This is a genomic window from Paraburkholderia sp. IMGN_8, assembly GCF_038050405.1.
Taxonomy (GTDB): Bacteria; Pseudomonadota; Gammaproteobacteria; order Burkholderiales; family Burkholderiaceae; genus Paraburkholderia.
Genome location: NZ_CP150901.1, coordinates 3,825,038 through 3,847,728 on the forward strand (window position 1 = coordinate 3,825,038; position 22,691 = coordinate 3,847,728).

The 22,691-nt window shown below is 62.0% G+C and carries 19 protein-coding genes and 2 pseudogenes; 8 read left to right on the plus strand and 13 right to left on the minus strand.

The genetic code is table 11. The features are described from left to right. Positions 1–139: 139 nt before the first annotated feature. A complete protein-coding gene (locus tag WN982_RS38270; protein WP_341317151.1) occupies positions 140–388 on the plus strand; it encodes a hypothetical protein in 249 nt (82 codons plus the stop codon). 30 nt (positions 389–418) lie between these two features. Here the strand turns inward: WN982_RS38270 and WN982_RS38275 are convergent. Then, positions 419–571: pseudogene (locus tag WN982_RS38275) on the minus strand (YbiU family protein); the annotation flags it as partial. A gap of 10 nt (positions 572–581) precedes the next feature. Here WN982_RS38275 and WN982_RS38280 point away from each other — a divergent pair. After that, a pseudogene (locus WN982_RS38280) lies at positions 582–937 on the plus strand (helix-turn-helix transcriptional regulator); the annotation flags it as partial. Between the two features lie 131 nt (positions 938–1,068). Here WN982_RS38280 and gltA read toward each other — a convergent pair. From gltA to WN982_RS38315, 7 genes are all read right to left on the minus strand, one after another. Beyond that, positions 1,069–2,370: a citrate synthase gene (gene gltA, locus WN982_RS38285; RefSeq protein ID WP_341317152.1), complete on the minus strand. Its 1,302-nt coding sequence runs from the start codon at positions 2,368–2,370 to the stop codon at positions 1,069–1,071. Positions 2,371–2,445: 75 nt separating this feature from the next. Further along, on the minus strand, positions 2,446–2,718 hold the full coding sequence (locus WN982_RS38290) for a succinate dehydrogenase assembly factor 2 (protein ID WP_341317153.1): 273 nt from the start codon (positions 2,716–2,718) through the stop codon (positions 2,446–2,448). Positions 2,719–2,803: 85 nt separating this feature from the next. Next, positions 2,804–3,508: a succinate dehydrogenase iron-sulfur subunit gene (locus WN982_RS38295; RefSeq protein WP_179739517.1), complete on the minus strand. Its 705-nt coding sequence runs from the start codon at positions 3,506–3,508 to the stop codon at positions 2,804–2,806. Positions 3,509–3,532: 24 nt separating this feature from the next. After that, positions 3,533–5,308, minus strand: coding sequence for a succinate dehydrogenase flavoprotein subunit (gene sdhA / locus WN982_RS38300; protein WP_341317154.1), 1,776 nt, complete (start codon positions 5,306–5,308; stop codon positions 3,533–3,535). A gap of 4 nt (positions 5,309–5,312) precedes the next feature. After that, entirely contained in the window at positions 5,313–5,681 is a 369-nt protein-coding gene (sdhD, locus tag WN982_RS38305) for a succinate dehydrogenase, hydrophobic membrane anchor protein (protein WP_115104956.1), read from the minus strand. 4 nt (positions 5,682–5,685) lie between these two features. Next, positions 5,686–6,102 (minus strand): succinate dehydrogenase, cytochrome b556 subunit, encoded by a 417-nt coding sequence (gene sdhC / locus WN982_RS38310; protein WP_028196108.1) that lies wholly within the window; start codon positions 6,100–6,102, stop codon positions 5,686–5,688. Positions 6,103–6,259: 157 nt separating this feature from the next. Then, positions 6,260–7,060 (minus strand): GntR family transcriptional regulator, encoded by an 801-nt coding sequence (locus tag WN982_RS38315; RefSeq protein WP_341317155.1) that lies wholly within the window; start codon positions 7,058–7,060, stop codon positions 6,260–6,262. A 577-nt stretch (positions 7,061–7,637) separates the two neighbouring features. Here WN982_RS38315 and WN982_RS38320 point away from each other — a divergent pair. The 6 genes from WN982_RS38320 (at position 7,638) to acnA (ending at position 16,039) form a co-directional block, all read left to right on the plus strand. After that, positions 7,638–8,621, plus strand: coding sequence for a malate dehydrogenase (locus tag WN982_RS38320; RefSeq protein WP_341317156.1), 984 nt, complete (start codon positions 7,638–7,640; stop codon positions 8,619–8,621). Between the two features lie 204 nt (positions 8,622–8,825). After that, positions 8,826–9,842: an aldolase/citrate lyase family protein gene (locus WN982_RS38325; RefSeq protein ID WP_341317157.1), complete on the plus strand. Its 1,017-nt coding sequence runs from the start codon at positions 8,826–8,828 to the stop codon at positions 9,840–9,842. 169 nt (positions 9,843–10,011) lie between these two features. After that, a complete protein-coding gene (prpC, locus tag WN982_RS38330) occupies positions 10,012–11,187 on the plus strand; it encodes a 2-methylcitrate synthase (RefSeq protein ID WP_341317158.1) in 1,176 nt (391 codons plus the stop codon). Positions 11,188–11,290: 103 nt separating this feature from the next. Next, positions 11,291–11,794 carry a hypothetical protein gene (locus WN982_RS38335; protein ID WP_341317159.1) on the plus strand — a complete coding sequence of 168 codons (504 nt, stop codon included), beginning with the start codon at positions 11,291–11,293 and terminating at the stop codon, positions 11,792–11,794. Between the two features lie 25 nt (positions 11,795–11,819). Next, complete coding sequence (locus tag WN982_RS38340; RefSeq protein WP_341317160.1) at positions 11,820–13,271, plus strand: bifunctional 2-methylcitrate dehydratase/aconitate hydratase; 1,452 nt, start codon at positions 11,820–11,822, stop codon at positions 13,269–13,271. A 50-nt stretch (positions 13,272–13,321) separates the two neighbouring features. Next, positions 13,322–16,039, plus strand: a complete 2,718-nt coding sequence (acnA, locus tag WN982_RS38345) for an aconitate hydratase AcnA (protein WP_341317161.1) — start codon at positions 13,322–13,324, stop codon at positions 16,037–16,039. A 99-nt stretch (positions 16,040–16,138) separates the two neighbouring features. Here acnA and WN982_RS38350 read toward each other — a convergent pair whose 3' ends face one another. The 5 genes from WN982_RS38350 to WN982_RS38370 all read right to left on the minus strand — a co-directional run bounded on the left by WN982_RS38350 (position 16,139) and on the right by WN982_RS38370 (position 22,646). Then, positions 16,139–17,188, minus strand: coding sequence for a hypothetical protein (locus WN982_RS38350; protein ID WP_341317162.1), 1,050 nt, complete (start codon positions 17,186–17,188; stop codon positions 16,139–16,141). A 183-nt stretch (positions 17,189–17,371) separates the two neighbouring features. Continuing rightward, complete coding sequence (locus tag WN982_RS38355; RefSeq protein WP_341317163.1) at positions 17,372–18,424, minus strand: fimbrial protein; 1,053 nt, start codon at positions 18,422–18,424, stop codon at positions 17,372–17,374. A 66-nt stretch (positions 18,425–18,490) separates the two neighbouring features. Continuing rightward, positions 18,491–21,079 (minus strand): fimbria/pilus outer membrane usher protein, encoded by a 2,589-nt coding sequence (locus WN982_RS38360; protein WP_341317164.1) that lies wholly within the window; start codon positions 21,077–21,079, stop codon positions 18,491–18,493. A gap of 178 nt (positions 21,080–21,257) precedes the next feature. Beyond that, the gene (locus WN982_RS38365; protein WP_341317165.1) at positions 21,258–22,010 is read right to left on the minus strand and encodes a fimbria/pilus periplasmic chaperone; all 753 of its coding nucleotides are present in this window, start codon (positions 22,008–22,010) and stop codon (positions 21,258–21,260) included. Between the two features lie 108 nt (positions 22,011–22,118). After that, the gene (locus tag WN982_RS38370; RefSeq protein WP_341317166.1) at positions 22,119–22,646 is read right to left on the minus strand and encodes a fimbrial protein; all 528 of its coding nucleotides are present in this window, start codon (positions 22,644–22,646) and stop codon (positions 22,119–22,121) included. Positions 22,647–22,691: the final 45 nt, after the last annotated feature.

Genomic DNA, 22,691 nt, shown 5'->3' on the forward strand with positions numbered 1-22,691 from the left:
GTAGGAATGACTGCGGGCTGACTGTGTCGGTCGATTATGCCACGCGGCAGCCCGCTTTGGGCCCCTCCACCAGGGAGAAAACCGATAAAAAACAGGGAGTTGGGTGGTAGTGGCGATACCTGTATGGGTGTTACCCGGCATGGGATTTCGTGACGATGGCAGCGGTAAAAACATGGCGCGCCGGCCAAAGAACAAGGCGGAAGCGGCCAGCCCTGGTGAAACCGGTCACGCGGCTAACGCCGGGAAAGTGTCTAAACATCGCCCGAGGCAGTTCGCCAACCTCGTACCAGAAACGATTTTCGACGTAATCGAAGCTGAAGCGAAAACCGTGTTGGACGAGGAGAGTGAATCGAATGAGGAGATGGGGCATACACCGGACAACGCCTAGTCCGCGGCATGCGGGCTCCATCCCCCACACCTAGCGTGCCAGCTCGAAGCCGAGTTGCGCGCGGCCGAGCGGCGTTAAGTCGCTTTCCCGCGCGCGCCCGACAAAGTCAGTCTCGAAGTGACCCGCAGGAAAATCCTGCGGACTTTCGCCACGCAGGAAGCTCGGCAACTGGCGCTTCAAATACGGTATCGCCGAACTGTGCGACGTGGCGAATCTCTCGGCGCGCTCGCTGCATCGTTACTTTGTGCGGCATGTGGGTGAAAGCGTCGGGCGCTATTTGAACCGGCTGCGCATCGGCTATGCAACGCGGCAATTAACCGACACGCGCTGGCTGATCGCGTTGATCGCTACGAAAGCGGGCTTTCCGAACCTCGCAAATTTCAATCGGCAGTTTTTGTCGGGGCGCGGCATGACGCCGAGTGCGTCCCGGCGCTTTTTCGAAACCCACGGCCATGCACGAAGGACGCCGCTTCGATACCGGCCAGCCTCAAGACACGCCCGCCCTCGCCCGAACGAACGAGACGGCGCCAAGCCCGCACACCGGCTTAACGGCACGGCACCACGCGATACAAAAACAAAACGCCCCAACGATAAACCCGTTGGGGCGTTTCCAATCAGCACAGACTCTACGCTCATTCGCAGCAAACAAACCGCCACGAACCACGCAGACTCAAACCCGATCAACGTTGCGCGAGCGGCTTCGCTTCACGTTGCGTGTCGCCGATGAACAGCTGACGCGGACGGCCAATCTTCTGTTCCGGATCGGCGATCATTTCGTTCCACTGTGCAATCCAGCCGACCGTACGCGCCATCGCGAAGATACACGTGAACATCGACGTCGGAATGCCCAGCGCGCGCTGCACGATGCCCGAGTAGAAGTCGACGTTCGGGTACAGCTTGCGCGACACGAAGTATTCGTCTTCCAGTGCGATCTTTTCCAGCGCCATGGCCAGCTTGAACAGCGGGTCGTCGTGCAGGCCCAGCTCTTCCAGCACTTCGTGGCAGGTTTCGCGCATCAGCTTCGCACGCGGATCGTAGTTCTTGTACACACGGTGACCGAAGCCCATCAGCTTCACGCCCGAGTTCTTGTCCTTCACCTGCTTGATGAACTCAGGAATATTGTCGACCGAGCCGATTTCTTCCAGCATGTTCAGTGCGGCTTCGTTCGCACCGCCGTGCGCCGGGCCCCACAAACAAGCGATACCGGCTGCGATACACGCGAACGGGTTCGCGCCCGACGAACCGGCGAGACGCACGGTCGAGGTCGAAGCGTTCTGTTCATGGTCCGCGTGCAGGATCAGGATACGGTCGAGCGCGCGCACCAGCACGTCGTTGACCTTGTACTCTTCGCACGGGTTCGAGAACATCATGTGCATGAAGTTCGCGCTGTACGACAGGTCGTTCTTCGGATACGCAAACGGCTGACCGATGCTGTACTTGTACGCCATCGCGACCAGCGTCGGCAGCTTCGCGATCATGCGAATGGCCGACACTTCACGGTGACGCGGATTGTTGATGTCGAGCGAGTCGTGATAGAAGGCCGACAGCGCGCCGACCGCGGCGACCAGAATCGCCATCGGGTGCGCGTCGCGGCGGAAGCCACGGAAGAAGAAGTGCATTTGCTCATGCACCATCGTGTGCTTCGTGACGGTGCCTACGAACTCCGCGTTCTGCTGCGCGTTCGGCAGTTCGCCCTTCAGCAGCAGGTAGCAGGTTTCGAGGAAGTCGGCGTTTTCCGCGAGGTTGTCGATCGGGTAGCCGCGGTACAGCAGCTCGCCCTTGTCACCGTCGATATACGTAATCGCCGAATTGCAGGCCGCCGTCGACATGAAGCCCGGGTCGTACGTGAACTTGCCGGTCTGGCCGTACAGTTTGCGGATGTCGATCACGTCCGGGCCGAGGGTACCCTTGTAAATCGGCATTTCAACGCTCGGCGAATTGTCGCTGAACGATAGCGTGGCTTTAACATCTGACGGGGTCATAGCACATCCTCAATCGAAGTATGGAAACAGGGTTTCGATAATTTGCACGCCTGGAACAACGGACAAGCGGGGCGCTTAAGCGTTTCGCAGCAGCTCCAGCACCCGGATCACGTCCGGGTCGGCAAGGTCGCCCTCTGGTTCCTTGCGCACGAGCAGCAAGTCCATCAGGTCGTTATCGCTCAGCTCGAGCAGGCGGGTGAGTGCGCCTACATCGGCGTCGCTGAGGTCATGCTCATATCGGCTGAAAAAACGTCCAAAGATCAGATCGTTTTCCAGCAAGCCGCGCCGAGCGCGCCAGCGAAGGCGCGCGCGGCGAAGAGGGTCGGACTGATGCGATGTTTCGTTCATTTCAGTACGCGCCGGGCCGCCCCCAAGCGTACTGACCGCCCCCTCGGGGGGCAGCGAACGATAGGGAGCGTGGGGGTTGTTCATCCTAGACAGCGCGGCGAACCATCAATTCCTTGATCTTGCCAATCGCCTTGGTCGGGTTCAGGCCCTTCGGGCAGACGTCGACGCAATTCATGATGGTATGGCAACGGAACAGACGGTACGGATCTTCCAGGTTGTCGAGGCGTTCACCGGTCGCTTCGTCGCGGCTATCCGCGATGAAGCGATAGGCTTGCAGCAGGCCCGCCGGACCGACGAACTTGTCCGGATTCCACCAGAAGCTCGGGCACGAAGTCGAGCAGCTTGCGCACAGGATACATTCGTACAGGCCGTCCAGTTCGTCGCGTTCTTCCGGCGACTGCAGACGTTCCTTTTCCGGCGGCGGCGTATCGTTGATCAGGTACGGCTTGATCGAGTGATACTGGTTGAAGAACTGCGTGAAGTCGCAGATCAGGTCACGCACGACAGGCAGGCCCGGCAGCGGGCGCAGCACGATCTTCTGCGGCAGGTCGTTCAGGTTCGTCAGACAAGCCAGACCGTTCTTGCCGTTGATGTTCATTGCGTCCGAACCGCACACGCCTTCGCGGCACGAACGGCGGAACGACAGCGTTTCGTCGACAGCCTTCAGCTTGACGAGCGCGTCGAGCAGCATGCGTTCGTGCGAGTCGATGTCGATCTCGTACGTTTGCATGCGCGGCGCTGCGTCCTTATCCGGGTCGTAGCGGTAAATTTCAAATGTACGCTTAGCCATTTCTGAATTCCTTTGACTTGTGCCTTAGAAGGTCCGCGCTTTCGGCGGAACCGATTCGACTGTCAGCGGTTGCATGTGAACCCGCTTGTAGTCGAGGCGATCGCCTTCGCTGAACCACAGCGTATGGCGCAGCCAGTTTTCGTCGTCGCGATGTTCGAAGTCGTTTTGCGCGTGCGCGCCGCGGCTTTCCTTGCGCGCTTCGGCGGAGACCATCGTGGCGCGTGCCACTTCGATCAGGTTCGCCACTTCCAGCGCTTCGACGCGCGCGGTGTTGAACACCTTCGACTTGTCCTTCAGGTGAATGTTGTCGACACGTTCAGCCACTTCGCGAATGCGCTCGACGCCTTCTGCCAGCAACGCCGAAGTACGGAACACGCCGGCGTGCGCCTGCATCGTGGCGCGAATGTCGTTCGCGACGTTTTGCGTGTATTCGCCCGACGAGGACTTGTCCAACTTGTCCAGACGCGACAGCGCGAAATCGGCGGCGTCGGCCGGCAGCGGCTTGTGTTCCTTGATGTCCTTCACGTGCTTGACGATGTGGTTGCCGGCCGCGCGGCCGAACACCACTAGGTCGAGCAGCGAGTTCGTGCCGAGACGGTTTGCGCCGTGCACCGACACGCACGAGCATTCGCCCACTGCATAGAAACCGTTGACCGGCTCTTCGTGACCGCGCGACGTCCCCACGACCTGGCCGTGAATGTTCGTCGGAATACCGCCCATCTGATAGTGAATGGTCGGCACGACCGGGATCGGCTCCTTGATACAGTCGACGTTCGCGAACTTCAGCGCGATTTCGCGGATCGACGGCAGACGCTTCATGATCGTCTCGGCGCCGATGTGCGACAGGTCGAGCAGCACGTGATCCTTGTTCGGACCCACGCCGCGGCCTTCCTTGATTTCCTGGTCCATCGAACGCGAAACGAAGTCGCGCGGCGCCAGATCCTTCAGCGTCGGCGCGTAACGTTCCATGAAACGCTCGCCGTTCGAGTTACGCAGAATGCCGCCTTCGCCGCGCACGCCTTCGGTAATCAGCACGCCCGCGCCGGCCACGCCGGTCGGGTGGAATTGCCAGAATTCCATGTCTTGCAGTGCGATGCCCGAACGCGCAGCCATACCCAGGCCGTCACCGGTGTTGATGAACGCATTCGTGGATGCCGCGAAGATCCGGCCAGCACCGCCCGTGGCGAACAGCGTGGTCTTGCCTTCGAGGATGTAGACGTCGCCGGTTTCCATTTCCAGCGCGGTCACGCCGAGCACGTCGCCGTCGGCGTCGCGGATCAGGTCCAGCGCCATCCATTCGACGAAGAACTGCGTCTTTGCTGCAACGTTCTGCTGATACAGCGTGTGCAGCAGCGCGTGACCGGTACGGTCAGCTGCCGCGCAGGCGCGTTGCACCGGCTTTTCGCCGTAGTTCGCGGTATGGCCGCCGAACGGGCGCTGGTAAATCGTGCCGTCGGCGTTACGGTCGAACGGCATGCCGAAGTGTTCGAGTTCGTACACGGCGTTCGGTGCTTCGCGGCACATGAACTCGATCGCGTCCTGGTCGCCGAGCCAGTCTGAGCCCTTGATCGTGTCGTAGAAGTGATAGTGCCAATTGTCTTCGCTCATGTTGCCAAGCGATGCGCCGATGCCGCCTTGGGCAGCCACCGTGTGCGAACGCGTCGGGAACACCTTCGAGAGCACGCAAACCGACAGACCGGCGCGCGCGAGTTGCAGCGAAGCGCGCATCCCCGAGCCGCCTGCGCCGACGATAACCACGTCGAAACGGCGACGCGGCAGAGAATTCTTGATTGCAGCCATTCTTTTACACTCTCCAGAGAATCTGCGCAGCGTAGCCCGCACAAGCGAGCAGCCAGACGATCGTCAGCGACTGAAGCAACAGGCGCGTGCCAACGGGCTTCACATAGTCCATCCAGATGTCGCGGATACCAACCCACGCGTGATAGAACAGCGAGAGCAGCGTGACGAACGTGGCGAGCTTCATCCATTGCGTCGCGAAGATCGACGCCCAGCCGTCATACGAGAAATCGCGCGCGCCGAAGAACCACGCAAGCAGGATCACCGTGTAGATCGCCATCACGCAGGCGGTGATGCGCTGGGCGAGCCAGTCGCGCAGACCGTAATGTGCGCCGACGACGAGACGCTTCGGACCGATTCGGTTATTAGCTGCCATTTTTTTAGAATGCTCCGAAGAGTTTGAGCGCGAATGCAATCGTCAGAAGCGACGAAACGACCAGCACCACGATGGAGGTTTGCTTGCCCTTCTCTTTAGTCGTGAGACCGTGGCTTGTGTCCATGAACAGGTGACGGACGCCGGCGCAGAAGTGAAACAGGAAGGCCCACGCGAGAACGAGCGTGATGAGCTTGACGACGATGTTGGAGAGGAAGCCTTTGAATACTTCGAAACTAAGTTCGGAAGTGAGGCTCTGATCGAAGAGGTACAGCAGGAACGGAAGAAAAACAAAAAGCAGACCACCGCTTACGCGGTGCAAGATCGACACTCGCCCCGCTAGCGGGAGACGGTATGCCGTCAATATCTGCCCGATACCGATGTTCCGGAATTCCGGCCTCGGTTTTTTTACGGCTTCAGCCATGCTAGACCCCTACTATGTAGTCACACTAATCCGCAATTTTAGCGCCTTTTTATATCGCGCTGCAGCGAAAACCACTGCAGGTCCGCTACAGCGTGCGCGATAAAGGCGCCTTCAAACAGGCGCGCGTGTGGGACGCTGCGCCTTCATTCAGCCCGACTCAGCTTAGATCGTTCTGATAGTAGTACCCGGTTGTGACATACCAACCACGCCGGACTTCAACCGGCCGGTCCCCGTATGTATAGGACACGCGCTCCACCGACAGCAGCGGAAAGCCCGCCGGCACATTCAATAGATCAGCCACTGAAGGGTCGGCCGCGACCGCGCGGATTTTCTCCGTCGCGCGGATCATGCGCGTGCCGAATTCAGTCTCGAACATCGCGTAGAGGGGACCTTTGTACTCCGACAGGCGTTCGAGCGTGAGTCCGCGGAACACGCCGCCGGGCAGCCAGATTTCGTCGAGCACGGTGACTTCGCCGTCGAACTGCAGCAAGCGCTTGATCAACACCACCGGATCGGCGGGCTTCAGATCGAGTTGCCGGGCGATGTCCGCCGAAGCGCGCAAGCGCCGGCACTCGAGCAGGCGGCTGACGTGCGGATGTTCCGCGCCGTCATCAGCCAGTAATCGGAGGAAGCGAAACTGGGCGCGATCTTCGTTGTGCGTTGCAACAAAAGTACCCTTGCCCTGGCGGCGCACCAGCAGGTTGTCGGCGGCAAGTTCGTCGATCGCTTTGCGCACTGTCCCCTGACTGACCTTGTATCTGGCCGCCAATTCGACTTCACTAGGAATGATCTCGCCGGGTTTCCATTCGCCGCTTTCGAGGCTCTGTGTAATCAAGCCCTTGATCTGCTGATACAAGGGGCTGAAAGTGGGCGACATAGCGGGCGCGGCAGCGGACACACCCTCGCCTGCAGCCCCTTGGCCGTTCGGATTCGTGGTGTTCGCCGGGTTCGAAGTCATCCGCGCATTTCATCATAAAGGGCTGGGCCGCGTCTAGGGTTTTCCCCGCAACAGATATGTCTTATATAAGACATAAGATAATGTTGACTTTGCGCCGTCCGACTCCTACACTCCTTGTCGAGCAAGGGTTTGCGGGTTTTTCGGCGGCTGTTTTGTGCAGCGCCGCGACGCACCGGCGGCCATTCTGCACCATGCTGTTCCCACGCAGTCCAGGTTTCGATTCGCCGCCGTTGTCTGATCAGACGCTTGCCGAAACGCGCTGTTTGCAGGAGCCCGCACGGTGCAGCGACTACCCGGCGCCTTTTGTGCCCCGCTCCCGCTCTCTCAAGAAAACGCCGGGCCGCCCCAAGTTTTCTTGCCCCCTCGGGGGGCCTGGCGCGAAGCGTCAGGTTTGGGGGCACTCAGTAGTACAGGTTTCCGGCATGGCGGTCTCGCCGCAGCGCGCTGCACAGCCCCGATACAAATACAGGGCCGTACGCGAACAGTGAATTCCGCCGTGTTTCACAACGCTTCGCTGAACGCACATATAGAATGGCGTTTTCCCTAGCGTCTAACGCATCGTCCTGGAGATTTCTCAATGGCTAAGCCCGCAAAGCGCGTTGCCGTCACCGGCGCCGCAGGTCAAATCGCTTACTCCCTGCTGTTCCGCATTGCCAATGGCGATCTGCTCGGCAAGGATCAGCCGGTGGTCCTGCAACTGCTCGACCTGCCGCAAGCGCAAGCCGCCGTCAAAGGCGTCGTGATGGAACTGGATGATTGCGCATTCCCGCTGCTGTCGGGCGTCGTGATCACTGACGATCCGAAGGTCGCATTCAAGGATGCCGACGTCGCTCTGCTGGTCGGCGCCCGTCCGCGTTCGAAAGGCATGGAACGCAAGGATCTGCTGTCGGCCAACGCCGAGATCTTCACGGTTCAGGGCAAGGCGCTGAATGAAGTCGCCAGCCGCGACGTAAAGGTGCTGGTGGTCGGCAACCCGGCCAACACCAACGCATACATCGCCATGAAGTCGGCGCCGGATCTGCCGAAGAAGAACTTCACCGCCATGCTGCGTCTGGACCACAACCGCGCGCTGTCGCAACTGGCCGCCAAGTCGGGCAAGCCGGTCGCTTCGATCGAAAAGCTGGCTGTGTGGGGCAACCACTCGCCGACCATGTACCCGGATTTCCGCGTCGCCACCGCAGAAGGCCAGGACCTGACCAAGCTGATCAACGACGAAGAATGGAACCGCAACACGTTCATCCCGACCGTCGGCAAGCGCGGCGCCGCGATCATTGAAGCGCGCGGCCTGTCGTCGGCAGCTTCGGCAGCTAACGCGGCGATCGACCACGTGCGCGACTGGGTGCTCGGCACGAACGGCAAGTGGGTCACGATGGGTATTCCGTCGGACGGTTCGTATGGCATTCCGGAAGACATCATCTACGGTGTACCGGTTACGTGCGAAAACGGCGAGTACAAGCGTGTCGAAGGTCTGGAAATCGACGCGTTCTCGCGTGAAAAGATGGACGGTACGCTGAACGAGCTGCTCGAAGAGCGCGACGGCGTTCAACACCTGCTCGGCTAAGCGTCTGATGCAGACGAACCGGAACTCCGTGGCGTCATCGCGGCGGGTTCCGGTTTTTTACGTGCGAATGGCAGGTACGGCGCTTCGCCACGCCGACGTTCGCATCTGATCCGAACGCGTTTTGCGCGGCTGCTTGACGACGATCGAGCAGAGCGCGTCCGAATCAGACTTCACTAAACATTACTCACGCCCCTGACGCCGAAGATGCGCGCCCTCACACCCGCCGAAGTGCTGTTTGACGGCGAAGCGCCGCCCGCTGTGCTGCCTGCCTGCGATCACTACGCCGGCAGCGAGAAGCTGATGCTGAAATCGCTCGCGTTGCAGCAGCAATTGGGCCCGGTGTTCGACATCACGCTCGATTGCGAAGACGGCGCGCAGGTCGGCCGCGAAGCGGAACACGCGGAGCTGGTTGCGTCGCTGCTGGGCAGCGAGCATGACCGCTTCGGCCGCGTCGGCGTGCGGATCCATGACTTCGACCATCCGCACTGGCGTGACGACGTCCGCGTCATTCTGCGCGCCGCAAAGCGAGCACCCGCTTACATCACCCTGCCGAAGATCCGCAACGTCCCCGATGCCGCCGAAATGGTCGCGTTCATCGAAGCGACGCGGCGCGAACTCGGCATCGCTCAACCTGTGCCGGTACAACTGCTGGTCGAAACACATGGCGCGCTGACGCGCGTGTTCGATCTGGCCGCGCTGCCCGGCGTGGAAGCGCTGAGCTTCGGCCTGATGGACTTCGTCTCCGCGCACGACGGTGCAATTCCCGATACCGCAATGCGCTCGCCCGGCCAGTTCGATCATCCGCTGGTGCGGCGCGCGAAGCTCGAAATTTCAGCGGCCTGCCATGCGCATGGCAAGGTACCGTCGCATAACGTCAGCACGGAAGTGCGCGACATAAGCGTGGTCGCCAGCGACGCCGCCCGCGCCCGCAACGAGTTCGGCTACAGGCGGATGTGGAGCATCCATCCGGCGCAGATCGAAGCGATCGTCGCCGCGTTTGCACCGCGCGACGAAGAGATCGTCACGGCCACTGAAATCTTGCTGGCCGCACAGTCCGCGCAATGGGGACCGACGCGCAATCACGACACGCTGCACGACCGGGCCAGCTATCGCTACTACTGGTCGGTGCTGCGCCGCGCGCAATCCACGGGCCGCGCCGTCCCGCAAGACGCCGCGCCGCTCTTCATGAAAGTGGGCGCTAACGGGCCATCCGCATCATGAGCACGATGATCAACGCGGCAGCCGGCGCGGCAGCGCTGGACGGCGCCCACGCGCATCGTGCAACGGAATCAGGCCATTGCCTGTCGCAGCGGTATGCAGGCATCGAATGCGCGGTTCAACGGATGGTTCAGCCAGAAGCAACGAGCAGGCACAACGGAGATTGCGGGAGATGAGCGAGACAACGCAAACCGCCGGCACACAAGGCGGTCCTGGCTTCAAACCAAAGAAATCCGTCGCGCTGTCGGGCGTGACGGCGGGCAACACTGCGCTGTGCACGGTCGGCAAGACCGGCAACGACCTGCACTATCGCGGCTACGACATTCTCGATATCGCGAGCACCTGCGAATTCGAAGAGATCGCGTATCTGCTGGTGCACGAAAAGCTGCCGACGCAAACCGAACTGACCGCTTACAAGACCAAACTCAAGGCGCTGCGCGGGCTGCCCGCGAACGTCAAAGCCGCGCTCGAATGGATTCCGGCCGCCGCGCATCCGATGGACGTGATGCGCACCGGCGTGTCGGTGCTCGGCACGGTGCTGCCGGAAAAAGACGACCACAACCTGCCGGGCGCGCGCGATATCGCCGACAAGCTGATGGCCTCGCTCGGTTCGATGCTGCTGTACTGGTATCACTACTCGCACAACGGCAAGCGCATCGAAGTCGAAACCGACGACGATTCGATCGGCGGCCACTTCCTGCATCTGCTGCACGGCGTGGAGCCGTCGAAAGCGTGGGTCGACGCGATGCACGTGTCGCTGAACCTGTACGCCGAGCATGAATTCAACGCGTCGACCTTCACCGGCCGCGTGATCGCGGGCACGGGTTCGGACATCTACTCGGCGATCACCGGCGCGATCGGCGCGCTGCGCGGCCCGAAACACGGCGGCGCCAACGAAGCCGCGTTCGAGATCCAGTCGCGCTACCAGACGCCCGACGAAGCCGAAGCCGACGTCCGCCGTCGTGTCGAGAACAAGGAAGTGGTGATCGGTTTCGGTCACCCGGTGTACACGATCTCCGACCCGCGCAACAAGGTAATCAAGGAAGTCGCGAAGAAGCTCTCGAAGGAAGCGGGCAACATGAAGCTGTTCAATATCGCCGAGCGACTTGAAACAGTGATGGCAGATGTGAAAAAGTTGTTTCCAAATCTCGACTGGTTCAGCGCGGTTTCGTATCACATGATGGGCGTGCCGACGGCGATGTTCACGCCGCTTTTCGTGATCGCCCGCGCTGCTGGCTGGAGCGCGCACGTCATCGAGCAGCGGATCGACAACAAGATCATCCGTCCGAGCGCGAATTACACCGGCCCCGAGAATTTGAAGTACGTGCCGCTAAATAGGAGAAAATAGCGGTCGCTGTGCGCTTACGAAGCGCGTGCAGTTAAACCTCGCGGTTCTCCAGACGGCCAACCGCGCAATGTTCAACTGAAATTAGATAGAAAGGTTCTCCTCCATGAAAAAGCTGATGATCGCCGCCGTGATTGGCGCCCTGTCCACGACGACGCTAATCGTCGCGACTGACGCCGTCGCGCAAACGGCGACCACCACGAAGCCGGCTGCCAAGGCTGTGGCGAAGCGCCCGCAACCGAAACGTCTGATCAAACGCAAGCCGAATCCGGCCAAGGAAGCGAAGGTCGATCCGGTTCCGGAAGGCTCGGAAAAGTGGTCGTGCAATGAAGGTCTGGCGTTCGACCTGAAGGGCGACATGAAGCGTGACCAGATCGTCACGGTTCACTGGGCGAACAAGAACTACAATCTGCCGCGTGAATCGACCACCACGGGCGCAGACCGCTTCCACGACGCCGCAACGGGTATGGACCTGGTTGTGATCCCGACCAAGGCGATGTTGTTCTCGGATAAGGACAGCTCGCGTCTGGCCGACGAGTGCAAGACGGCAGCCATGGTGCAAGGTGCACCGGCTCCGACGCAATCGAACGCGATCAACAAGACCAACTAATCAGTTACATCAGGAAAGCTCCCCGATGTCCGCTCCGATTTCCAACGTGCGACCCGACCCGGACCCAGTCCTGGTCGATATCGTCGATTACGTGCTGGATTTCCCGATCGACAGCACGCTCGCGCTGGAAACCGCGCGTAACTGCCTGATCGATACACTCGGTTGCGGACTCGAGGCGCTCACCTACCCGGCCTGCACCAAGCTGATGGGACCGATCGTGCCGGGCACGATCGTCCCCAACGGCGCCAAGGTGCCGGGCACGTCGTTCCAGCTCGACCCGGTTCAGGCCGCCTTCAACATCGGCGCAATGATCCGCTGGCTGGACTTCAACGACACCTGGCTTGCCGCCGAGTGGGGGCATCCGTCGGATAATCTCGGCGGAATTCTGGCCACGGCCGACTGGCTCTCGCGCACTGCCATCGCAGCAGGAAAAAAGCCGCGGACGATGAAAGACGTTTTGATCGCCATGATCAAGGCGCACGAAATTCAAGGCTGTATCGCGCTGGAGAACGCCTTCAATAAGGTCGGGCTCGATCATGTGCTGCTGGTGAAGCTGGCATCGACCGCAGTTGTCGGTCAACTGATTGGGCTGACCCGCGACGAGTTGATCAACGCGATTTCGCAGGCGTTTGTCGATGGACACGCGTTGCGCACGTATCGTCATGCGCCGAATACCGGCTCGCGCAAGTCGTGGGCCGCAGGCGACGCGACCTCGCGCGCCGTACGGCTCGCGTTGATCGCGAAGACCGGCGAGATGGGATATCCGTCGGTGCTGACGGCCAAGACGTGGGGCTTCTACGACGTGCTGTTCAAGAGCAACGCGTTCAAGTTTCAGCGCCCGTATGGCTCGTACGTGATGGAAAACGTGCTGTTCAAGATTTCTTTCCCGGCTGAGTTCCACGCGCAAACCGCGGTGGAAGCAGCGATGACCTTGCACACGCAGCTCGCCGCTAGCGGCAAGCGCGTCGAAGACATCAAGAAGATCACGATCCGCACGCACGAAGCCGCGATCCGCATCATCGACAAGAAAGGCCCCCTGAACAACCCGGCCGACCGCGATCATTGCATCCAGTACATGATCGCCGTGCCGCTGATCCATGGCCGCCTGACGGCCGCGGACTATGAAGATTCGATCGCGCACGACCCGTGCATCGATGTGCTGCGTGCCAAGATGGAATGCGTCGAAGACGCGCAGTTCACGAAGGATTACCACGACCCGGAGAAGCGTTCGATCGCCAATGCACTGACGATCGAATTCAACGACGGGGCGACGTTCGACGAAGTCGTAGTCGAATACCCGATCGGTCACAAGCGTCGTCGCGAAGACGGGATTCCGTTGCTGGTCGAGAAGTTCAAGACCAACCTCGCGCGCCGCTTTCCGGTCAAGCAACAACTGGCGATTCTCGACGTGTCACTGGATCAGGCAAGGCTCGAAGCCATGCCGGTCAATGAGTACGTCGATCTGTACATCATCTAGTCAAGTTAAGTTAAGTACCGTAGTTCCGCGATCAAACCAAGGAAAACACCATGGCCCACAACCTCCACAAAACGCTCAAGGAATTCGACAGCGGTTCCGGCAAAGGCAAGTTCTACTCCCTGCCGCAACTCGGCAAGGCACTGAACATCAAGATCGACCGCCTGCCGGTTTCGATCCGTATCGTGCTGGAATCGGTGCTGCGTAACTATGACGGCAAGAAGATCGCCGAAGAACACATCGAGCAACTCGCGAACTGGAAGCCGAACGCTGCACGCGTCGACGAAATCCCGTTCGTCGTGTCGCGCGTCGTGCTGCAAGACTTTACGGGCGTGCCGCTGCTCGCTGACATCGCTGCAATGCGCGGTGTTGCGCAACGCGTCGGCAAGAACCCGAAATCGATCGAGCCGCTGGTCCCGGTGGATCTGGTTGTCGACCACTCGGTGCAGATCGATCACTTCCGCGAAAAGAACGCGCTCGACCTGAACATGAAACTGGAATTCCAGCGCAACAACGAGCGCTACCAGTTCATGAAGTGGGGCATGCAGGCATTCGACACGTTCAAGGTCGTGCCGCCGGGCGTCGGTATCGTTCACCAGGTGAACCTGGAATACCTCGCACGCGGCGTTCACAAGAAGGCCGAAGGCGCGGACACCGTCTACTACCCGGATTCGCTGGTCGGCACCGACAGCCACACCACCATGATCAACGGCATCGGCGTGGTGGGCTGGGGCGTGGGCGGTATCGAAGCTGAAGCCGGCATGCTCGGCCAGCCGGTGTACTTCCTGACGCCGGACGTGGTCGGCGTCGAATTGAAGGGCAAGCTGCGCGAAGGCGTGACGGCGACTGACCTGGTCCTGACCGTGACCGAACTGCTGCGTAAGGAAAAGGTTGTCGGCAAGTTTGTCGAGTTCTTTGGCGAAGGCACGAAATCGCTGTCGCTGCCGGACCGCGCGACGATCGGCAACATGGCGCCGGAATACGGCGCGACGATGGGCTTCTTCCCGGTCGACGAAAAAACCATCGACTACTTCAAGGGCACGGGCCGTACCGACGCTGAAATCTCCGCCTTCGAAAACTACTTCAAGGCACAAGGCCTGTTCGGTATTCCGAAGGCTGGCCAGATCGACTACACCAAGGTCGTCACGCTGGATCTCGGCACGGTTGCGCCGTCGCTGGCAGGTCCGAAGCGCCCGCAAGACCGCATCGAAATCGGCAATGTGAAGTCGACCTTCAGCGACCTGTTCTCGAAGCCGGTTGCAGAAAACGGTTTTGCGAAGAAGGAAGCCGATCTGGACGCGCAATACACCACGAGCAACGGCGTCAACGTGAAGAACGGCGACATCCTGATCGCTGCCATCACGTCGTGCACCAACACGTCGAACCCGAGCGTGCTGCTGGCCGCCGGCCTGCTGGCCAAGAAGGCGGTGGAAGCCGGCTTGACGGTCGCTCCGCACATCAAGACCTCGCTGGCGCCGGGATCGCGCATCGTCACGGAATACCTGACGAAGACCGACCTGCTGAAGTACCTCGACAAGCTCGGCTTCACGCTGGCCGCTTACGGTTGCACGACCTGTATCGGCAACGCGGGCGACCTGACGCCGGAACTGAACGAAGCGATCACGAAGAACGACATCGTCGCGGCAGCGGTGCTGTCGGGCAACCGTAACTTCGAAGCGCGTATCCACCCGAACATCCGCGCGAACTTCCTGGCCTCGCCGCCGCTGGTCGTCGCTTACGCGATTGCGGGCAACATCACGCGCGACCTGATGACCGAGCCGGTTGGCAAGGGCAAGGGCGGCAAGGACATCTACCTGGGCGACATCTGGCCGACCAGCGAAGAAGTCAACGACCTGCTCAAGTTCGCGCTGGACGCTGACGCGTTCCGCAAGAACTACTCGCAGCTCACCAAGAAGGGCGACCTGTGGAGCAAGATCGAAGGCGAAGAAGGTCAAGTCTACGACTGGCCGAAGTCGACCTACATCGCTGAGCCGCCGTTCTTCGGCAAGGACTTCTCGATGACGCCGGCCGACAGCATTGCTGCGGTCACGAACGCACGCGCGCTTGGCATCTTCGGTGACTCGGTCACGACCGACCACATCAGCCCGGCTGGCTCGATCAAGGAAGACTCGCCGGCAGGCAAGTGGCTGAAGGCAAACGGCGTGCAGAAGGCCGACTTCAACAGCTACGGCTCGCGCCGTGGCAACCACGACGTGATGATGCGCGGCACGTTCGCGAACGTCCGGATCAAGAACCTGATGATCCCGGCGAAGGCAGACGGCTCGCGCGTGGAAGGCGGCCTGACCGTTCACCAGCCGAGTGGTGAACAAGAGTCGATCTATGACGCAGCGATGAAGTACATCGACGCCGGCACGCCGACCATCGTGTTCGCGGGCGAAGAGTACGGCACGGGCTCGTCGCGCGACTGGGCTGCGAAGGGTACGCAACTGCTGGGCGTGAAGGCTGTGGTCGCACGCAGCTTCGAGCGGATCCACCGTTCGAACCTGGTGGGCATGGGCGTTCTGCCGCTGCAGTTCAAGGGCTCGGATAGCGTGCAATCGCTCGGTATCACCGGCGAAGAAACGTACGACATCGAAGGCCTGGGCGCTGACTTCAAGCCGCAACAGGAAGTGACGCTGGTGATTCGCGGCAAGGACGGCAAGGAAAAGCGTGTGCCGGTGCTGCTGCGTATCGATACGCCGATTGAAGTGGACTACTACAAGCACGGCGGGATTCTGCCGTTTGTGTTGCGTTCGCTGCTGGCTGCTTAAGGCCGGCGGTAGAGCAAGCGGTTTTGCAGGAGCTGCGTCCTGTGGAGGACGCAGCTGATTTTTGAAGCCCGACTTTGGTCGGGCTTTTTTTGTGGTCTTTTACTTTTGGCCGCGGCCACTTTGGAAAGCATCCGGGTTGTCGGTAATCCGGCGTTGGGTCATGCGGGTGTTCCACTCAGTGTCACCCGGTACGGGCACGGCGGCGCGCGTGGTAACGTGTGCGCGCTGCTGCGAGGCCCAGTTGAGCAACGCTGCCTGGTCGAATGTGTCGTTTCCGGCCGACGAACGCGCGATCCATTCCGGCTGCTTCGACACGGAAGGCCGCGTGGCAGGACGAACGGTGCGGCTCAACGCGAGGCGCTCTTCGACATGCACCTCGGTCATGCGTGCTCCCGCGACTTTGCGCTTCGCCTTTGCGGGGCGGGTTGTCGGGGCTTCGCGGGTGGAAGCTTGCACAGTCGGCTGCTGCACGGCGCGCCGCGATAGCTGCGTGTGCTCGCTTCGAGGCGCCGGCGCAGCGGCAACGGGGCTTGGCGCGGCTGCCTTAGGCACCATGCTGGCTACCGAAGGCACACTCTGCTGAATTGTCTGCGCCTCTTCAACTGCCAACTGAGCCAGCTTGATCGGCTCTTGAGAATGATCGACGACGGACGGGCTGCTGACCACCGGCACAGCCGGCAGCGTCACGGCCAGTTCGCTCGCCTTGTTGGCGTCTCTCGTCGCGCATGTAGCCAGCAACCCGGCCAGCGCAATGCTGCAACCCACGAAGATCGCCCCCCCCAGTACGTAATCCGAACGCGACGAGCGCGGACGTACCATGCCTGTCTCAAGGTAGCGCTTTGCTTCAGCCATCGCCGCGTCGAAGCGGCGGGAATCCACACGTTGCGGCGGCACCTTATAGAGCAAAACGTGCTTCGCGCCCGGAGGAAACGGACTTGGGTGTGCCCGCTGCGGCCGGCGTTGCACCGCGTCCTGCACCGCCTGTTGTGCTTCGGTCTGAGCCACAGGTTTGGGTTCGCATTGCACTGCGTGTTGTGCCGCGACCCGCGCCGTACGTCGTCGCGAGCCGAAAGGCGGCGGCAAACCATCAAATGGCAGCGGCTCCGGGATCGCCAGTGCGCCTTCGATCAAGTCCAGCGGTCGGTTCATCGTATGGTGCTCCGGTGAGGGGCGCATCGCAGATTCGATGCCGAAAACGGACTCGCCGCGACAGAAGCTTCCGTCGCGGCGAGTCTGGTCGCAAGCCGTCCGTGACACAGCGTGGGCGTCCTGCGAGTGGCCGCCCCGGGCATCCGCCCGCGGTGCCGGCCGCGGCCGCGAAGCGCGTGCACGCTACATATAACTGATGGTATAGGTGGCGGTGGCGTTGGCCGGCCCGGGGGTAATGGTGCCGGTGGTCTGGTAATAGCGGGCCGAGAACGGAAGCTCGATGTGTCCGTCCGATTGCCATCGCGAGGTGACGTCCCATGCTGAGCCGAATTGCACGGATGTCTGCGAGCCGGAATCGCCTTTCAGGACCTGCACGCCGACGCCGGTAGCCGCGCCGGTCTGCGACGACAACGCCAGCACGCCGGCGCTTTCATAACCGGATACGGTCTGGCCGTCCAGCGTCAGCGCGACGGAGAACGCGCCGGTACTGCCCTGTTTGCAGTCGAGTTCCAGCGTGAAATCCCGCGACGGCGAGGTTGAACCGATGCCGGATCCGAGACCCGACTTGCCATTGGCCGCAAACGTGCCGAGATTGACCACGGGATTGGTGTCTCCGACGACCGAACACGTGCTCTTGGTAAACACCACGAAATCTTGCAGGCCCCTGATGAAATACATCGCATTGCCAGACTGGACCAGCAAATTCTGGCTCGGGTCCGCCACGCTAAGCACGTGCACATAGTTGCTCGGCAACTTGCTGTCGGAGCTCGTGGGGGTCGCCCCGATCTTGACCAACTCGATGTCCACGGTGAATGGCACGGAAACGCTCTTGGTCACCGAGTCGACCAGCACATCGGTTTTCCAATCGGCCGCGGTATTGCCGCGATCGCCGTTGTAAGTCACGTAGATTGCCAGGCCATTGCCGATCCGGGTGCTGGTGGTCAGGTCGGGGCGGCGCACATACGCGTATTGGCTCGTCAACGGGTAAGTGATATTCAGCAGGCAATTGGCGGTACGGCTGACGCCATAGGCGCTCATCAGCACCGTGCCGATCGGCGCGTCCTCCGGCACCAGGATTTTCTGGGTCATGTCAAGCAGCACGACGCTTTCGCCGCTACCCACCGAACAGTTCAGCGTCGCATGCGCTGTTCCGGTGCCGAGCAGACTCAGCGCCACCCAGGGCAGCAGGCGCCGTATCGACGAGCGCCCGAGTTTCAGTATGGTTTCCTTGATCACAATTGTCCTTTTATCAACATGGGAAGTCGCCACGCAGGTGGCTGCCGCAGTCGCGGGCACGCATGTTCAACCCGATGTCTGCACCGGCCTGTGCGAGCGCGTCGACGCGGCCTGGTTCGCTTCCGGCGCGAGCGGCTGGCACACCGCGTCGAAACGTTGCAGATGCTTGAGGGGGCCCGACTTGCCGTCCGCGGAGGCCGGCGTCTGCTCGGGCAACATGAGCAGGCAGCTATTGCGATCTTGCTGGCCCCACTTGACGATCAGCTTCTCGACTCCCTCGGCGAGGCGCGCGTACAACTGCCCGTTCTGACCGACGGTGCCGACCGCGTTGCCCGCCGGATCGACCACGGAGGCGCCGAACGGCAGCACGTTGCCGCCAGGCAGCGTTCCCCGCACCAGGACCGGCCGCCCGACCACGGTGCCGTAGCGGACTTTGACGATTGCGCCGTTCCGGGGCGCAACCTGTTGCCGCGTCGTGAGAAGCTCGACGTCGTCGGGAAGCCCGTTGGGATCGATGGACAGTTCGTTGAGCCGGTACGGATTCAGGTACGGCACCACCGCACGGCCATCGCCGTCGAGCACGACGGCCGAATACCCGAGCACACGCGCACCGGCGGCCGCAGGCGCTTCCACGATCGCGATCGACTGCGAGTTGTACGGCGAAGCCGTGACACCGCCGGCATCGGCGACCAGCATCCCGCTGGCGCCCGCAGACATCGCGCGATAGCGGTCGGCCACATCGAAGCTGCCCTGCAGCGCGCTGTAGTGCGAGCGGTACAACACCGACCCGTTGCCGCCGACGTCACGGTTCGACTCTCGCGTCACGCCGATGCTGTAGTCGAGGGAGTTGTCTTTCAGTGCCGTGCCGTTGACGGTGGAGCGCACGCTGGTGCCATCCGACCCGTTGGTCGCGGCCACGTTGAGCGTCGGCGCGCGCGACTTGCCACCCAGCGGCACGGACAGCGACAGCATGACGATGTTTTCCATCCGCCCCAGCGAGGTACGGCTGCGGCTCACCGAGGCCGTATAGCCCAGTGAACGGAAGCTGTTGCTGTAGCCGATCTGGAATTGGGTGTCGCTGCCCGAACGGTCCCAGAAGTTCTGGCTGTAGCCGCTGATGTAGAGATTGCCGCCGCGCTGGCCGAGGCCCTGGCTCGCTGTCACCGAGAGCCGGTTACGCGGCCTGCTCGTCGCCCACGAGGAATCGCTCAGCGTGCCGCGCCGCGCCTGGTCGCTGTACTGCAGCGCATTCTGCAGGTCCATGTAGCCCGACGACGAGAAACGGTACGCCGCCACCGACAGATTGCTGTTGGTGGCCGTGATCAGCTTGCTGTACGTTGCACGCACGCTGGTGCCGTTGCGCTTGAAGCCGCCGGACGACGCCCATGACTTGGTGATATCGAGCGCGACCGCGCCCACGGGGGTGCTGAGCGCTCCGCCCGCGAGTACGGCGCCGTAGTCGTTGGTGAACTGGGCTCCCGCATACGCGGTGAAGCTGTTGGACAGGCCTCGTTGCACGGTTGCCTGGACCACCTTCGGCAGGTAGCTCAGCCCGCTGTATCGCACCGTACCGGCGACCACGCTGTAACGCGTCCTGCCGGGACGCAGCAGTTGCGCGACCGACGCGTAGGGCACCTTGAACTCCTGGACACGGCCGTCGGCCTCCGTCACCGTGACATTGAGGTCGCCGCCGTACCCGGTCGGGTACAGATCTTCGATCACGAATGCGCCCGGCGCAACCGAGGTCTCATACAGCACGGCATCGCCCTGGCGCACCGTCACACGAGCGTTGGTTTGCGCGATGCCGCGGACCACCGGCGCGTACCCGCGCATCGACTCCGGCCACATCTGGTCATCGGTCGCAAGCTGTACGCCGCGAAATGCAAAGGTGTCGAAGATCTCGCCGCTGGTGTTGGATTCGCCCAGCGTCACGCGCGCCTTCAGCGGCGTGATGTCCCGTTGCACGTAGGTCCGGATCGAGCTGTAGCGAGAAGGTTCGCGTTCGCGCCATTGGTACGAGCCGCTATGGCGGAACATCCAGCCGCCGACGTTAAAGCCGGCATTGATGCCGACGTAGGCCGACTGCTGCGTCAGGTTGCCTGACTCGCTGCGATAGAAGGTGGCGTTGTAGCCCAGCATGCCCGCCGTGACGCCCGAATCCCACAGCGCCGGGTCGACGTAACCCCGGGCGCGGCGGCGCAGCATTGCCTGCGGCAGGCTGACGTCGAGCCGAAGGTCCGCGGTGTCGAGGCTGGCGTGCGCGCCGTCGGTCAGCTCCTCGATGGTGACGCAGCCGGCCGGGTCGGCCAGCCGCGCGAGCGTGTCCGTGGGGACCTGTGCGACATCGATGGCCAGCCGATCGAACAGAGTGCGCGACACGCAGATGCGCGCAGCCCCGTCGGGGCCGTCGCCCGACTTGACGGCAACGGTTTCGCGGGCGATGAAGCGATCCGCCACATAGACGTCGACACGGTACTCGCCGGGCAGCAGCGGGTTACCGTTGGCGAACCGGGACAAATCGACGGTCTCGCCCGAACCGGAGCGGAGGAAGTCCTGGTCGAAGCTCGCGCTGGCGAGCAGCGGAGTCGGCTGGCCGCTCTGCGCAAGGGCAGATGCGCTGCCGTCCGCGGCCGAAGCATAATGCGCCATGCTCATGCTGGCCCACAACACCGCGGCGGGGAGAGGCTTGAGAACCGGCGGGCGCGCGCGAGCGCGCACCGCCCACGGACGGGCTGTGCGATTGATTTCCATAGTGACCGAAGGTGATGTGCGCCGCACCTGGCGCCGGCTGCTGGGCGGGGGGGGGGCGCGGAGCGGAACAGAACCGGGGGCGTCAGGGTGCGCCGAGTGTGCTTTCTCCGTGGGCAATACCACCGTAGTCGGTGATATAGCCAAACGTCACACGCGCTTTCTCGAGCTGCGCCGGAAGCGGCGAAGCGAAGCGGAACAGGTGGGTCGCGCCCGGAGCGATCATCGCCCCGTCGCGGGCGGACACGGCTTTGCCCTCGGGACCGACCTCGACCGTGGCGATATTGACGTAGTAAGCGCTGGGGTTGCTCGCCTGGACGCCCTGGACGCGGCCATTGCCGTCGCGCTGCACCTGCCATTGCACTTGTTGCGGGGCGGCCAGCGCGCCCTCGTCGGTCAGCGCTGCCGGGCGCAGGAATATCTTGACGCGCGTGCGGATCGCGAGCTGCATCAGATTTTCGCCTTCGGCAGCTTGCGCCTTGGGCGGAATATCGAGCACGTTCAGCCAGTACAGCGACTCTTTGTCCTCGGGCACGTTGTCGCCGAGAAAGGAGAGTCGCAACGTCTGCCCCTTGCCCGGCTCGACGCGGGAAATCGGCGGCGTGATAACAAAGGGGGCGTCGGCCTTGTCGGGCGTCGCCGTCGTGTCGCCGCGATCGACCCATGCCTGCACCAGCGCGGGCAGTTCACCGCGGTTATTCATGCGCACGGACACTTCGCGCTGCCCCTCGGGATAGATCACGCGCGTCCCGAACAGGACTATATTGGCCGCCGCCTGAGTGCTGACGACAAGCGCAAGGGCGAGGACGAGGAGATGCAGCCGCGAGCGACCGCGCATCGGCGTTCTGAATGAGAGCATAGTGGAATCCAGCCTACGAAGGAGGGCTGGACGCCCTCCTTGTCGCAAAACGGCTCCGTGCAAACCACGGAGCCTTGCAGACGGTGCTTACAGGTAGTCGATCGAGTAGGTCACCGAAGTTTGTACGTCACCCGCGGTGGCAGCGCCGGTTGCATAGTACTGGGCGCCATAGATCATGGTTGCAGCGCCGTCCGTCAGCGCCGTAGCGGCGTAGCTGCGCTGCGACTCGTCGCCGGCTTTCAGTGCGACGCCGTCGGCGTTCAGAAGCTGAACCTGCACCAGCGTTGCGGCGCCGTTGTTGTTCAGGTTGCCGCTCGTGCCGTCGACGTTCGGACCCGCTTCGAAGAAAGCGCGAACCTGCGTGGCGTCACCCGAGCACTCGCTCAGCGCGATGGTGAAGTTGGTGGCGCCGGCGGTGCTGCCCTTCGTGCTCAGCGTGCTTGCCGACACCGTCGGGAGCTGGACGGTGGCGTCCTGGTTGCCGCCGTTCACGCTGATCGTGCAGGTTTGCGCTTCGATCGCACCGTTGAAGGTGATGGTGCCGTCAGACGCATGAGCAGCCATTGGCAGAGCGAGCGCGGCGGAAAGAACGCCGAAGGCGATTTTTTGGTTCATTTGATTTACCTTTCTAGTAAAAAAGCAGGTGTTGACTGCTGTCGC

What these genes read in the sequence shown, in the direction of transcription:
- WN982_RS38360 (WP_341317164.1), bottom strand. Translation starts at nt 21,079, where the DNA reads ATGAGCATGGCGCATTATGCTTCGGCCGCGGACGGCAGCGCATCTGCC.
- gltA (WP_341317152.1), bottom strand. Translation starts at nt 2,370, where the DNA reads ATGACCCCGTCAGATGTTAAAGCCACGCTATCGTTCAGCGACAATTCG.
- WN982_RS38350 (WP_341317162.1), bottom strand. Translation starts at nt 17,188, where the DNA reads ATGAACCGACCGCTGGACTTGATCGAAGGCGCACTGGCGATCCCGGAG.
- WN982_RS38290 (WP_341317153.1), bottom strand. Translation starts at nt 2,718, where the DNA reads ATGAACGAAACATCGCATCAGTCCGACCCTCTTCGCCGCGCGCGCCTT.
- sdhA (WP_341317154.1), bottom strand. Translation starts at nt 5,308, where the DNA reads ATGGCTGCAATCAAGAATTCTCTGCCGCGTCGCCGTTTCGACGTGGTT.
- WN982_RS38370 (WP_341317166.1), bottom strand. Translation starts at nt 22,646, where the DNA reads ATGAACCAAAAAATCGCCTTCGGCGTTCTTTCCGCCGCGCTCGCTCTG.
- WN982_RS38270 (WP_341317151.1), top strand. Translation starts at nt 140, where the DNA reads ATGGGATTTCGTGACGATGGCAGCGGTAAAAACATGGCGCGCCGGCCA.
- WN982_RS38325 (WP_341317157.1), top strand. Translation starts at nt 8,826, where the DNA reads ATGCGCGCCCTCACACCCGCCGAAGTGCTGTTTGACGGCGAAGCGCCG.
- WN982_RS38340 (WP_341317160.1), top strand. Translation starts at nt 11,820, where the DNA reads ATGTCCGCTCCGATTTCCAACGTGCGACCCGACCCGGACCCAGTCCTG.
- prpC (WP_341317158.1), top strand. Translation starts at nt 10,012, where the DNA reads ATGAGCGAGACAACGCAAACCGCCGGCACACAAGGCGGTCCTGGCTTC.
- acnA (WP_341317161.1), top strand. Translation starts at nt 13,322, where the DNA reads ATGGCCCACAACCTCCACAAAACGCTCAAGGAATTCGACAGCGGTTCC.
- WN982_RS38335 (WP_341317159.1), top strand. Translation starts at nt 11,291, where the DNA reads ATGAAAAAGCTGATGATCGCCGCCGTGATTGGCGCCCTGTCCACGACG.
- sdhC (WP_028196108.1), bottom strand. Translation starts at nt 6,102, where the DNA reads ATGGCTGAAGCCGTAAAAAAACCGAGGCCGGAATTCCGGAACATCGGT.
- WN982_RS38320 (WP_341317156.1), top strand. Translation starts at nt 7,638, where the DNA reads ATGGCTAAGCCCGCAAAGCGCGTTGCCGTCACCGGCGCCGCAGGTCAA.
- WN982_RS38295 (WP_179739517.1), bottom strand. Translation starts at nt 3,508, where the DNA reads ATGGCTAAGCGTACATTTGAAATTTACCGCTACGACCCGGATAAGGAC.
- WN982_RS38365 (WP_341317165.1), bottom strand. Translation starts at nt 22,010, where the DNA reads ATGCGCGGTCGCTCGCGGCTGCATCTCCTCGTCCTCGCCCTTGCGCTT.
- sdhD (WP_115104956.1), bottom strand. Translation starts at nt 5,681, where the DNA reads ATGGCAGCTAATAACCGAATCGGTCCGAAGCGTCTCGTCGTCGGCGCA.
- WN982_RS38315 (WP_341317155.1), bottom strand. Translation starts at nt 7,060, where the DNA reads ATGACTTCGAACCCGGCGAACACCACGAATCCGAACGGCCAAGGGGCT.